Here is an 11,631-nt window from a genome sequence, read left to right on the forward strand (position 1 = left end):
CGCGCGCGGCCTATGACATCGTTGTGCGACGGACTTGTCAGCTTCGACAGACGTCCGGTCTGCAGTGAGCCCGCTTCGCCGTGTGGGCCGCGCCGCCTTGCTGCAGGTCAATCGCCGCATGCCGGAATGGTGTCGGGGCCCGACTCGTGCCGGGCCCCGTCGCTTGGCGGGGAGGGCCGAGAATAGGCTTCCGTTCCTATTCTCCGCCGCCAAGCGAATGGACATAAACCGCAAGTTCCTTAACCTTGGTCTCGCCGAGACGCCCGATCCAGGCCGGCATGACACCGTGCTTCGGCGCGCGGACTTGGACGGCGATGGCTGTCTCGCCGGGTGCGTAGAGCCAGATCGCATCGGTCAGATTGGGCGCGCCGAGCTCTTTGTTGCCTTTCGCATTATCGCCATGACAGGCGACGCAGTTTTCCGCGAATACCTTGGCGCCGGGCTCGATAAGACTTGCATCCTGGACCTTGCCCGAGAGGCTGGCGACATAGGCGCCGACCTGTGCGATCTGTTCGGGCGTGATGATGTCACCGAAGGGGGGCATTTCCGACTGCCGAGTATCTGGGTCGGATGCGAAACGGATGCCGTGCGCGATCGTTTGCTGGATCTGCTCGGTCGTGCCGCCCCACAGCCAGTCATCGTCGTTCAGGTTTGGAAAGCCCTTCGACCCTTGGGCGCCCGAGCCGTGGCATTGCACGCAATTGACCTTGAAGGTAGCTCCGCCGGCCGCTACCGCGAATTCACGCAGCGCGTCGTCGGCTGCGATCTCGGATACGGTCTTCTGCTGGATGGCCGCGACATATTTGCCCTTGGCGGCTTCGGCAGCCGCCAGCTCAATCTTGACAGCGTTGCGGCTAGAATAGCCAAGCACACCCTTGGTCGCGGAAGACAGCATCGGCCAAGCCGGATACGCAATTGTATAAGCCACCGCCCAAGCGACGGTGATGTAGAAGGTTATCACCCACCATCGGGGCAATGGGTTGTTGAGTTCCCTTATCCCGTCCCATTCATGACCGGTCGTTGAGATGCCCGAGACTTCATCGATATGCTCGCTGCTCATGATCAGTCGTCCTTGAGTGGAATCTGGGCGGCTTGATCGGCCTGTGTTTTGCCGCCGGGACGCAAGGCAAAGGCAATGCAGCCGACGTAGAAGAGCGCCATGGCAAGCAGACCCCAGCTGTCCGCGAATTCCCGCATCAAATTATAGCTCATTGCGTCCCCCTCAGCGGTAGCCGGCTGCATCGTCATAGGTCTTGAAATCGACCAGTGTTCCCAGCATTTGCAGATAGGCGACGAGGGCATCCATCTCGGTCACCTGCTGCGGATTGCCGTCCAGATCACCGAGTTTGGCTTTCGGATAGCGTTTCTCGACGCCGGAGGCATCGGCATTCGGGTCGGCCTGGGCCATCAGATCGGCATTGGCGTGCGCGATCATGTCATCGGAGTACGGGACGCCAACACGCGCGTTCGCAACCAGATGCGTCGAGAAGTCCTTCACCTCGATCGGAGCGTCCTTCAGGAACGCATAGCTCGGCATGATCGATTCCGGCACCACGGAACGTGGATCGGAAAGATGTGCGACGTGCCATGCGTTCGAATAGCGGTCACCGACCCGGGCGAGATCGGGCCCGGTGCGCTTCGATCCCCATTGGAAGGGATGATCGTACATCGACTCGGCGGCCAGGCTGTAGTGGCCGTAGCGCTCGACCTCGTCCCGGAAAGGCCTGATCATCTGGCTGTGGCAGAGGTAGCAGCCCTCGCGCACATAGATGTTGCGTCCGGCGAGTTCCAGTGGCGAGTAGGGCCGCATGCCTTCGACTTTCTCGATCGTGTTGTCGAGATAGAAGAGCGGCGCAATCTCGACGATGCCGCCGACGGTCACCACAAGAAGAGAGCCAACGAGAAGAAGCGTGGCGTTCTTCTCGATGATCGCGTGTTTGTCCATCAAGCCCATTGTCTGGCTCCCTATTCGGCAGGCCGGAGGGCGGGCTCGGAACCTGGCATTGGTTGCTCTTCGCGCTCGTGGCCAAGAATGGTCATGGTCACGTTCCAGGCCATGAGCAGGGCGCCGGTGAGGTACATCGCACCGCCGATGGCGCGCATGACGTAGAAGGGATGCATGGCGGCGACGGTTTCGGCGAAGGAGTAGACGAGGAAACCCTGCTCGTTGTATTCGCGCCACATCAGGCCCTGCATGACGCCGGACACCCACATCACCGCGGCGTAGACGACGATTCCGAGCGTCGCCAGCCAGAAGTGCCAGGTGACGAGCCGCAGCGAATAGAGACGTTCACGATTCCACAGTTTCGGCACCATGTAGTAGATTGCGCCGAACGAGATCATGCCAACCCAGCCGAGCGCGCCGGAATGGACATGGCCGATGGTCCAGTCCGTGTAGTGCGACAGCGAATTGACCGTCTTGATCGACATAATCGGACCTTCGAAGGTCGACATGCCGTAGAAGGCGACTGCCATCACCATCATGCGGATGATCGGATCGGTGCGCAGCTTGTCCCAGGCGCCAGACAGCGTCATCAGGCCATTGATCATACCGCCCCATGACGGCATCCACAGCATGATCGAGAACGCCATGCCGAGCGTCTGCGCCCAGTCGGGTAAGGCGGTGTAATGCAGGTGGTGCGGGCCGGCCCAGATGTAGAGAAAGATGATCGCCCAGAAGTGGACGATCGACAGCCGGTAGGAATAGACCGGCCGGTTCGCCTGCTTGGGCACGAAATAATACATCATGCCGAGGAACCCGGCGGTGAGGAAGAAACCGACGGCGTTGTGGCCATACCACCATTGCGTCAAGGCGTCCTGGACGCCGGAGAAGGCGGAGTAGCTCTTCGAGCCGAGGAAGGAGGCCGGCATCGACAGGTTGTTGATCACATGCAGCATCGCGATGGTCACGATGAAGGACAGGTAGAACCAGTTGGCGACGTAGATATGCGGCTCCTTGCGCTTCAGGATCGTGCCGAGGAACAGGATGAGATAGGCGACCCAGACGATGGTAAGCCAGATGTCCACATACCATTCGGGTTCGGCGTATTCGCGGGCTTCGGTGATGCCGAGCAGGTAGCCGGTCGCGGCCATGACGATGAACAGCTGGTAACCCCAGAACACAAACCAGGCCAGTTTGCCGCCAAACAGCCGGGCGCGGCACGTGCGCTGCACGACATAGAGAGACGTGCAAAGCAAAGCGTTGCCGCCGAAAGCAAAGACGACGCCGGATGTGTGCAGCGGCCGCAGCCGGCCGAAATTGAACCAGGGTTGGATGTTGAGGTGAGGGTATGCCAGCTGCAGGGCAATGATCACACCGACGAGCATGCCGACGACGCCCCAGAATACCGTTGCAATGGCTCCGTAGCGGATTGGGCCATCCATGTAGGCGGAGGTGTCGACCGGAGCCGCCGGCTTGAAATCTGTGTTGCGCAGCAGGATCGCGGTAAAGCCAGCCACGGCGACGAACAAAACCCCCATATGCTGGCGAAAAGGTCCTTCTACGCCGAAGCCGGCAGCCACCAGGGCCGCAAAAGCAAACAGGCTTAGGACGACGATCTCCGTGCCGAATTTCATGACATGTCCCCGACCAGGATTCCAATGCGCGGACGCCAAATCCGCGGTGCATTAATTCCGTAGTTGCCGCCTGCTCGCCCTGATCCATGTCAGAGCCGCACGATTTTGCTTCGGGCAGCATCGAGTTCGGTGCAATCAGAAGGTGGCGATTTGAACAAGGAAACGCAGCACGGGCCAACCCGCTCATGGACAAGTGCGGCTTTCTCGCGCCAGGCCGGCACAGAGGCGATTCCGGGCGAGGTCATGAAGCTTGCCCATCGGGAAAAGCTGGAGCTCTGCTTCTCGCTGGAAAGCATTGCCGATGCACTGCCGAACGTCGACCGCCTCAAATGTCTTGGAACGGCCAAGAAGATCGTTCCGCTGCTCCGTGACATTCATGGGTTTGAGGAGAGGGTGATTTTCCCTGCGTATGAGGCGCACTTGACCCCGGCCGAGACCAAACTTGCCTCTACCAGCCGGTTGCGCATCGAGCACCTTGAGGATCAATGCTTCGCTGGCGAGGTGGCCGAAACGCTCCTAGCGATCGGTCATGGTGATCCGATAGAGAGCGCGGAAGCTGTCGGATTCATGCTACGCGGCTTCTTCGAAGGCTTGCGGCGACACATCGCTTTCGAACGCGAGCATGTCCTGCCGCGGATCGTAATAAGCGACGAAGGCCCCGACGCTTAGGTCTCATTCAAAGGCCGGTTGCCGCGCGCCTCGGCCGCCGCAGCGCTGCTCCAGCCGGCTCATGCTGTCGACCGTTACATGGCGTTTGCTCTCGATCCGGATCACGCCGTCAGCCCGCAATCGCGTAAGCTGGCGGCTCACGGTCTCGTTCGTCAGTCCAAGGAAATCAGAGATGTCGGCACGTGTCAGCGGCAGATCGAAGCATGCCGACCCAGCCGCCGGGTCGATACTGGAATCCATATTCCGGGCGATCATGAGGAGAAAGCTCGCCACCTTCTCCGGTGCGGTCTTGCGCCCGAGAGTCACCATCCATTCAAGTGCCTCGTCGAGTTCGTCCAGCGTCTGCTTGAGCAGGCGATGCTCGAGTCCCGGTGATTCCTTCATTATCCGTTCAACGGCCGCCTTCGGAAACGAGCACAGCGAGACGGAGGTTGCCGCTTCCACATTGATCGTGCTTTTCACCTTGAAGGGCCGTCCCAGAAAATCCGGTGCGAACCGAAGACCGACAATCTGCTGGCGGCCGTCCGAAAGGCACTTCGTCAGCTTCACAACGCCTGAAAGCAAGTTTGAATAGCTGTCGACGGCCTCGGCGTCGGCGATCAGTTCGACCCCCGGCTCGAGCTTGTGCCGCGACGAAGTTTTGGCGAGCCCAACCAAATGGTTTGGATCGAGCGCAGCGCAGACGCCGCGAAGTCGTGCTGCGCAAGACAGGCAAAGAACGGGAATGCCGGAACTGTGAATGTCTTGCCGTACTGTCATTACGCTCGCGCTACCGATCCCAAGTTTCGACAGGATAGCAAGCGATGGCAGAGAAATCCTTGCGGCAGTTTGTCCGTGCTGGAGGCTGACCGAAATCAGGGCATTGGCTCTTCGACGCGTCCAGACTTCCGGCGAGGCAAAAACGGCGGACCACCAAATGAGACCGGAATTAGCTGCCAGGCTTGGCGAGAACGTCCCGCGTTATACCAGTTACCCGACCGCGCCGCATTTCCATCCTGGCGTCGACGCTGATGTCTATCGAAGCTGGTTGAAGGCGCTCGAAAGCGGTGACGAGGTCTCGCTCTACCTGCACATCCCTTATTGCGACCGGCTGTGCTGGTTCTGTGCGTGCCATACAAAGCAGACCCGCCGCTACGAGCCGGTGGCTTCGTATCTCCGCTCGCTTCACGCGGAGATCGCGACTGTCGCCGGTCTTGTCGGCGGCAAGGCCCATGTCCGCGCCGTGCATTTCGGCGGCGGCTCGCCGACCATGCTGAAGCCCGAGGATATGATAGCCTTGGGAACTGTCCTGCGGGATAGCTTCGATTTTCTTGCCGATGCGAAGATCAGCGTCGAAATCGAACCCAACGACATGGACGAAGCCCGCCTTGATACACTTGCCGAGATCGGCATGGCGCGGGCGAGCCTCGGCGTTCAGGATTTCGATCCGAAGGTGCAGAAGGCGATCAATCGCGAGCAGAGCTTTTTGCAGACCAAGGCGGTTGTAGACGGCATTCGCTCTCGCGGCGTAGGGTCCGTGAACCTCGATTTGCTTTACGGCCTGCCGCATCAGACCAGGGAGAGCGTCTGTTCCACCGTGGCGCAGGCGCTGACTCTGGAGCCGGACCGGATGGCGCTGTTCGGCTACGCGCATGTGCCCTGGTTCAAGAAGCATCAGACTATGATCGACGAGGCATGGTTGCCGGGTCCGGCCGAACGGTTCGCTCAGTGGCAAATTGCCGCCCGTCTGATCATGGGCGCCGGATACGAGGCGATTGGAATAGACCATTTCGCCAGGCCGGATGATGCGCTTGCAGTCTCGGCTCGCGCGGGAACAATCCGCCGCAATTTCCAGGGCTACACCGAGGATCGCTGCGAAACACTGATCGGGCTCGGGCCGTCATCGATCAGCCGGTTTCGACAGGGCTATTCGCAGAACATGCCGTCGACAGCCGAATATGGACGCATGGTCGAGGGGGGACATCTGGCCACGGTCCGCGGCATCGCGTTTTCCGAAGATGACCGTGTTCGCGGCTGGATCATCGAGCGCTTGATGTGCGATTTCGGCTTTTCAGCAGCCGATCTGGTGGAACGCTTCGGGGAAGCCGGACAAAAGCTTCTTTTCCAAGCAAGCTCCATCGCCATTGGCGACCCTGCTCGACCGCTTGAACTCCAAGGTGACAGTTACGTCGTATCGGCGGAAAGTCGTCCCTTTGTAAGGAGCATTGCAGCGAAGTTCGACAAATATTTCGAAAGTGGAACGGCCAGGCACTCAGTGGCAGTCTGAGTGCCACAGACGAACGTCACCGTCTTCAGTCGATCGCGAACCTCCTCAAAATCGCCGAAACCAGCAGCTAACAATTCGATAGTGCATATGACGCCACTTTACGATGCTGTGACGACGCGGGTATTTCCCAAAGGGGGTCGCATGGCAGAGGGCTGGGACCCGCCGGAACCCTGCAAGCAGGGCTCCACTTCGTATCCGCCCAAGCAGGTTGGATTGTTCGGCCCAGTCTTTCACTGAATGTCAGCGACGCACCCCATTGCGGCTTCCGCTACTCAGCGCTGCGGCTCTTGAATGCCCCTTTGAGATGAGCTCATTCTGAGTAACAACCGCACGGCGTTCCCACGGGTCTGAAACCATGCATCAGTGCGGCTAGCACGCCCTGCGCCTGTTCGCGGTTTCCGGGCCGCCCAGGCACTTACTTGACCTCCAGCTGCTCGAAGTTCGCGCATAGGCCTTACATGACGGATCGGTAGGCCGCGACCGCCGGGAAATTAGGCACCCGGGCGGCTGCGCCAATTGACCAACTTTATGCTTCGATTACTCGGAATCTGAACCTGACACGCGTCGCGATTTCTCTGACATGCCGGCGGGCAAGCTTTCCTTTCTGGCCTTGGCAAACGCTCTGTCACCTTCCAGAAACCCTGCCAGCATGAAAGGTATGAGTTCCGCTACCGTTTCAGACTCGCCATAGGTCTGGCGGTAAAGCGCCGCATAGTCCTTGAGTGCTTGGTTCAGGTCCGCGCTAACGGTGATGGTCATCTTCGAAGGTGTCCGGTCCGGAAGCTTTCCAAGTTTCAGATCTGCCATGATTACTCCTGTTCAAGTCGGGTATGGGCGCAGCACAAGATCCTTGTGTACAATCACGCGTAGGGGCCAACCGGGGCGGACGATAATGGTGGGTTGAATATTCAGGTTCTTTTCGGTGATGCGCTGGCCGGCTTGACTGATGTTTTGCTGAGTGGATTCCCGGATCGCCTTAACTAGGTCGCTTTCGTTTTCCCCAAAGCTCAACTCGGTACCAACGCCCAGTAGCGTCGCTAGAGCAACTCCCTTGATCAGCTGCCAGGTGTGAAAATCGACCTTGTCTTCAAGCCCAGCATAGCCGGCAGTATCCGTCGCTGGCAGATTGTCGATTTCGATCGAGGAACCGTCGGGCAGGATTATTCGCTGCCAGACCAGCAATGCGCGCCTCTGCCCAAAAGCCACGACGCTGTCATAAGTGCCGATGAGGCGTGAGCCTTGCGGAATGAGCACAATGCTGCCGGTGACTGTGTCGTGCACATTCTCGGTGACCTGCGCGACGACAAGGCCAGGCAAGTCGGAATTTATGCCGGTGACGAGACTGGCCGCGATCACGCTGCCGGCCATCAGTTGGTAGGGCGAGGCCGGCGTCTGCAGCGCATGCGGATTGTAGATCCCGCTTGTGTTTCGCTGACTGACCAAATCGAGCTTGCGCTGTTGGTTGTTCTGGTCACCCTCGGCTGGGGCAACGGAAGCTGACGTGCGCCTCGCTCCGGATTGCGGAAGCGCCTCAGACGGCTGCTGCGCACTCGGCCCGCCGCCGGCGACATCTGTCTGTCTGGGTCGATTGTCGATCCGGAACAAGACTTGCGACTCGCGCGCCTCAATTGCTTGCTGGGCAAGGCGCTGCTCCTCGGCGGAGATATCCTGCCCTGGCGCGATGCCGAGCTGACGTTGGCGTTCAAGGATGGGGCGACCGAGGTCGCCGGGCAGTGGCGGTCCGAGCACAGGGGCCTTCGGCATGATCCCGGAATAGTCCTTGGGAAGCGCTTCTAGTCCCTCGGCGGGTGGCTTGCGCTCGGTGTTATAGCGGTCCTCTGCCTGGTGCTTGATACGCCATGCCGGTCCTTGAAGCGCCATCATCGTGACGCCCAGAATGGCACCGGATCCGACTGCAGCGATGGCGATGATCACACCGCGCCTGAATCGGACAGCGCGGCGGGGCGAGGCTCGCAATTGCAGCTGCTCGGGATCGAGTTTCGGCGGCGCATCGGATCGGGAAGTATCGGTCATGAGCGCTCCCCTCACCTGCTGGGCCGCGCAAAGAGCGGAATCCGCCGCGGCGGTTGCCGGCCGTCAGTCCTGGTGATGCGCACCACCTGCTGCTGCTTGCTGCCTAGACGCAGTTCTGCAGCGCCAAAGAGGCGATCGACGATGTAGTAGTTGCCGCGCATGCGATAATTGACGAGCTGGCTGTCCCCATCGGCACCGACGATGAAGAGAGGAGGCGCTTCACCCTGATCAATGCGACGGGGGAATTCGATATAGACCTTGCTGCCATCGTCGAAAGCGCGCGTCGGCCTCCAGGGTGGTGTGTCGCCGGTGATTGAATACCGAAAGCGGATATTCTCGAGCGCCACATTCGACGCCACCGGCGTGGCAGCCTCGGCTTGGGCGTTGCGCTGGCGTAGCGCGATGATCTGGTCCTCGCTATAGGTCCAGGAGATCGCCGCCATTGAGGTCTTCTCGGTGCTTTGAAGCTGCAAATGGTAGGTGCGTCGTTCCGTGGTGATCACCAGATTTGTGTTAAGTCCCGGCGCGAAGGGTTTTACCAGCACATGGGTGCGCTGATTGTCACCGGTGCCGCTGACGGTATCGCCGATCACCCAACGCACCGTGTCGCCGGCCGACACGGCTGTTAGCTTCTCGCCCGGCTGGAGTGCGATATCGGTAACGCGCTCCGGCGCGGCATAGAGCTGATAGAGTGCGCCATCGGCGAATGGATAGACCTGAACCGCATTCACGTACCCATACCTGGTGGGTTGCTGCGTCGCTGCTTTATTGGCATCGGAGACCCGTTCTTCAGGAGAGCGCTTGTCATCGGCCACCCTGCCCGGATCGGGCTGTAGCTGACCTGGCAACGGCAGCGGCTTTGGCACTTCGACTATCTTGACCGGCTTCTCCGGCGGCTTCTCGATTGCGGCTGGTTTGAAATCGGCAGCATCATAGGAAATCTCAGGCGGCGGTACCGGCTTCGACGCGCAGGCGGAGAGGACTGCTGTAGAGGCCGACAGGATCAGCACGGCACGGACCGACGACATTCTATTCTTCATTGGTGGACTCCTTTTGGGGAAACGGACGTCGGCGCAGCACTGTCGAGCTCGCGCGACCAGTCGATCGCATTGATGAAGACGCCGAGCGGGTTGTTGCGCAGTTGGTCAGTATTACTTGGCGGGCGGATCACGATGGTGAGGATCGCGGTCCAGCGCGTCGTGCTGGCAAGGCTGCCGCGCTCAAAAACCTGCTCGGCCCATTTGACCTGGAACGAGCTGTCGGAAGCCCTGACCACGCTGGTCACTTGCACCGACACGCTGCGTGTGCCGATCTGGCCGAAAGGATCGTTCGCCTTGGCGTACTCGTTGAGAAAGAGCGCCGCGCGGTCGGTGGCGAAGTCATAGGCCGAAAGCCAGTTCTGCCGCACCAGCACCGGATCGGTGGAAACGGAACGGACATTCTGAATGAAGCGGCCGAGATGCCACGCGATCTGGGCATCGGAGGGCTCGTAGCCCCGGATTGCCGGCGCAACGGCGCGTGCCTCGCCGAAGCCGTCGACCTCGACGACGTAAGGCACGACGCGGCTCTGCATCGACTGCCACACGAGTCCGCCGGAAAGTCCGGCCGCCAAGGTCAGACAGCCAAGAGCCATGAACCGCCAGTTGCGGGCCTGCACTCGAGATGAGCCTATGCGCTCGTCCCAGAGCTGCGCGGCCTTCTGATACGGCGTGACCGGCTCGGGCGTCTTGCCGTAACGTTGAATGGGTCGCTTGAATAGCATTTAGTCGTCCTTGTCGTTGAGAGAGGGATTGGCGCTGCCTCCCGGCCTGTCGCCTTCACGGACGGCCTGCATGGCGGTGTGACGGTGGGCACGGGCTGTCTGTTCGGAACGCAGGCGCCTGGCCCAGCCGGGCGCGGCATCAGCGACCGGACCAGTAGGGCTTCCGGTCATGGATGCGGTCGGCGCACCACCGGTCGCGGTCCAGGCAGCTTCGCGCCCGGCATCAACGCTGCGCCCGAAGCCTCCTGCGGCAGATCGTGCCGCCCGCATTGCGGCGCCGCCGGCGGCGCTGGTCACACCATGCATTCCAGCAGCTACACCGGACAGGCCGGACTCGGGCGATGTTGCGCGCCCGATCTGCCAGGCCGTAGAAGCCGCTGACCCCATGGTCGTGCCGGCACGGAGTGCGGTGAGACCGCTGCCGGTTGCCGTGCGCGCGCCGGCAAATGCTGCGCCTGCGGCAACGAGCGATGCACCGGCTGCGGCTGCCGTGGTTCCAAGTGCGGCGCCCGCGCCAAGCTGCGGCGCGCCCGAGACAAGACCGGAGGCTATCCCAGGTCCGAAAATGCCGAGACCAAGGAGCGCCAAGGCGCCCAGGACCTGTGACATGGCGGCGGCCAGATCCGGCTCCTTGCCTTGCAGCGCGGAAGCGAACTCGCCAAAGAGCGTGGAGCCGATGCCGATGATGACGGCCAACACCATTACCTTGATGCCCGACGAGATGACATTGCCGAGCACGCGCTCGGCGAGAAACGCTGACCGGTTCCAAAGCGCGAAGGGCACAAGAATGAATCCGGCCAGAGTGGTGAGTTTGAATTCGAGGATGGTGATGAAGAGTTGGATGGAGAGGATGAAGAAGGCGATGATGACCAGGAACCAGGCCACGAGCAGCACGAAGATGGTGAGCGCGTTGCCGAAGATTTCTGGGAAGCCGAGAAGCTGGCTTGCCTGATCGAGAAGCGGCCAGGCGCCCTCGAAACCGGTTGCGGCAATGCGGCCCGGATGCAGGAGATTGTCGGCGGAGAGATTGCCTGAGGACGCATTGATGCCGAGGCCAGCGAAGGACCGATAGATGATGTCGGCGAGGTTCTTGAAGTTATTCAAGATGAAGGCAAAGACGCCGACATAGAGCACTTTGCGGATGAGCCGGCCGAATATGTTGGGTTCGCCGCCGAATGCCCAGGCGAGGCCGGCAAGTGTGACGTCGATGCCGATCAGGGTCGTGGTAAGGAAGGCGACATCGCCCGAGAGCAGACCGAACCCGCTATCGATGTAGCGGATGAAGGTCTCCATGAAGCGATCAATGACCCCAAGGTCGTTCATG

The 11,631-nt window shown here is 60.7% G+C and carries 12 protein-coding genes; 2 read left to right on the plus strand and 10 right to left on the minus strand.

Annotated elements, in window-relative coordinates:
• Positions 1-196 precede the first annotated feature (196 nt).
• The 4 genes from ccoP to ccoN are packed head-to-tail and all read right to left on the minus strand — an operon-like array spanning position 197 to position 3,576.
• Positions 197-1,060: a cytochrome-c oxidase, cbb3-type subunit III gene (gene ccoP, locus JG746_RS30935; protein WP_019856557.1), complete on the minus strand. Its 864-nt coding sequence runs from the start codon at positions 1,058-1,060 to the stop codon at positions 197-199.
• A gap of 2 nt (positions 1,061-1,062) precedes the next feature.
• Positions 1,063-1,212 (minus strand): cbb3-type cytochrome c oxidase subunit 3, encoded by a 150-nt coding sequence (locus JG746_RS30940; RefSeq protein WP_202295854.1) that lies wholly within the window; start codon positions 1,210-1,212, stop codon positions 1,063-1,065.
• Between the two features lie 10 nt (positions 1,213-1,222).
• Positions 1,223-1,954, minus strand: a complete 732-nt coding sequence (ccoO, locus tag JG746_RS30945) for a cytochrome-c oxidase, cbb3-type subunit II (protein ID WP_010914031.1) — start codon at positions 1,952-1,954, stop codon at positions 1,223-1,225.
• 11 nt (positions 1,955-1,965) lie between these two features.
• Positions 1,966-3,576 carry a cytochrome-c oxidase, cbb3-type subunit I gene (ccoN, locus tag JG746_RS30950; protein ID WP_202323961.1) on the minus strand — a complete coding sequence of 537 codons (1,611 nt, stop codon included), beginning with the start codon at positions 3,574-3,576 and terminating at the stop codon, positions 1,966-1,968.
• A gap of 129 nt (positions 3,577-3,705) precedes the next feature.
• On the opposite strand from ccoN, the gene JG746_RS30955 reads away from it, so the two are divergent.
• Positions 3,706-4,245 carry a hemerythrin domain-containing protein gene (locus JG746_RS30955; protein WP_202323962.1) on the plus strand — a complete coding sequence of 180 codons (540 nt, stop codon included), beginning with the start codon at positions 3,706-3,708 and terminating at the stop codon, positions 4,243-4,245.
• Positions 4,246-4,248: 3 nt separating this feature from the next.
• Here JG746_RS30955 and JG746_RS30960 read toward each other — a convergent pair whose 3' ends face one another.
• Entirely contained in the window at positions 4,249-5,004 is a 756-nt protein-coding gene (locus JG746_RS30960; protein ID WP_202295860.1) for a Crp/Fnr family transcriptional regulator, read from the minus strand.
• Between the two features lie 157 nt (positions 5,005-5,161).
• On the opposite strand from JG746_RS30960, the gene hemN reads away from it, so the two are divergent.
• Entirely contained in the window at positions 5,162-6,511 is a 1,350-nt protein-coding gene (gene hemN / locus JG746_RS30965) for an oxygen-independent coproporphyrinogen III oxidase (protein WP_096453978.1), read from the plus strand.
• Positions 6,512-7,048: 537 nt separating this feature from the next.
• Here the strand turns inward: hemN and JG746_RS30970 are convergent.
• Genes JG746_RS30970 through trbL form a run of 5 tightly spaced genes read right to left on the minus strand, consistent with a single transcriptional unit; the run spans position 7,049 to position 11,630 of the window.
• Positions 7,049-7,318 carry a DUF2274 domain-containing protein gene (locus tag JG746_RS30970; protein WP_010914026.1) on the minus strand — a complete coding sequence of 90 codons (270 nt, stop codon included), beginning with the start codon at positions 7,316-7,318 and terminating at the stop codon, positions 7,049-7,051.
• A gap of 12 nt (positions 7,319-7,330) precedes the next feature.
• Positions 7,331-8,545, minus strand: coding sequence for a TrbI/VirB10 family protein (locus JG746_RS30975; RefSeq protein WP_202323963.1), 1,215 nt, complete (start codon positions 8,543-8,545; stop codon positions 7,331-7,333).
• Positions 8,546-8,556: 11 nt separating this feature from the next.
• Positions 8,557-9,585: a P-type conjugative transfer protein TrbG gene (gene trbG / locus JG746_RS30980; protein ID WP_064987383.1), complete on the minus strand. Its 1,029-nt coding sequence runs from the start codon at positions 9,583-9,585 to the stop codon at positions 8,557-8,559.
• Entirely contained in the window at positions 9,582-10,307 is a 726-nt protein-coding gene (trbF, locus tag JG746_RS30985) for a conjugal transfer protein TrbF (RefSeq protein WP_202295869.1), read from the minus strand. Before trbF ends, trbG begins: the two co-directional genes overlap by 4 nt.
• Positions 10,308-11,630, minus strand: a complete 1,323-nt coding sequence (gene trbL, locus JG746_RS30990) for a P-type conjugative transfer protein TrbL (RefSeq protein WP_027033454.1) — start codon at positions 11,628-11,630, stop codon at positions 10,308-10,310. It lies immediately after the preceding gene.
• Between the last annotated feature and the right edge of the window lies 1 nt (position 11,631).

Origin of the sequence: Mesorhizobium sp. 113-3-3, assembly GCF_016756495.1 — a bacterium.
GTDB lineage: Bacteria > Pseudomonadota > Alphaproteobacteria > Rhizobiales > Rhizobiaceae > Mesorhizobium.

Coding starts and splice junctions, on each gene's coding strand:
- JG746_RS30960 (WP_202295860.1), bottom strand. CDS start 5,004: ATGACAGTACGGCAAGACATTCACAGTTCCGGCATTCCCGTTCTTTGC.
- ccoP (WP_019856557.1), bottom strand. CDS start 1,060: ATGAGCAGCGAGCATATCGATGAAGTCTCGGGCATCTCAACGACCGGT.
- trbG (WP_064987383.1), bottom strand. CDS start 9,585: ATGAAGAATAGAATGTCGTCGGTCCGTGCCGTGCTGATCCTGTCGGCC.
- ccoN (WP_202323961.1), bottom strand. CDS start 3,576: ATGAAATTCGGCACGGAGATCGTCGTCCTAAGCCTGTTTGCTTTTGCG.
- JG746_RS30970 (WP_010914026.1), bottom strand. CDS start 7,318: ATGGCAGATCTGAAACTTGGAAAGCTTCCGGACCGGACACCTTCGAAG.
- hemN (WP_096453978.1), top strand. CDS start 5,162: ATGAGACCGGAATTAGCTGCCAGGCTTGGCGAGAACGTCCCGCGTTAT.
- trbL (WP_027033454.1), bottom strand. CDS start 11,630: ATGAACGACCTTGGGGTCATTGATCGCTTCATGGAGACCTTCATCCGC.
- JG746_RS30940 (WP_202295854.1), bottom strand. CDS start 1,212: ATGAGCTATAATTTGATGCGGGAATTCGCGGACAGCTGGGGTCTGCTT.
- JG746_RS30975 (WP_202323963.1), bottom strand. CDS start 8,545: ATGACCGATACTTCCCGATCCGATGCGCCGCCGAAACTCGATCCCGAG.
- trbF (WP_202295869.1), bottom strand. CDS start 10,307: ATGCTATTCAAGCGACCCATTCAACGTTACGGCAAGACGCCCGAGCCG.
- ccoO (WP_010914031.1), bottom strand. CDS start 1,954: ATGGGCTTGATGGACAAACACGCGATCATCGAGAAGAACGCCACGCTT.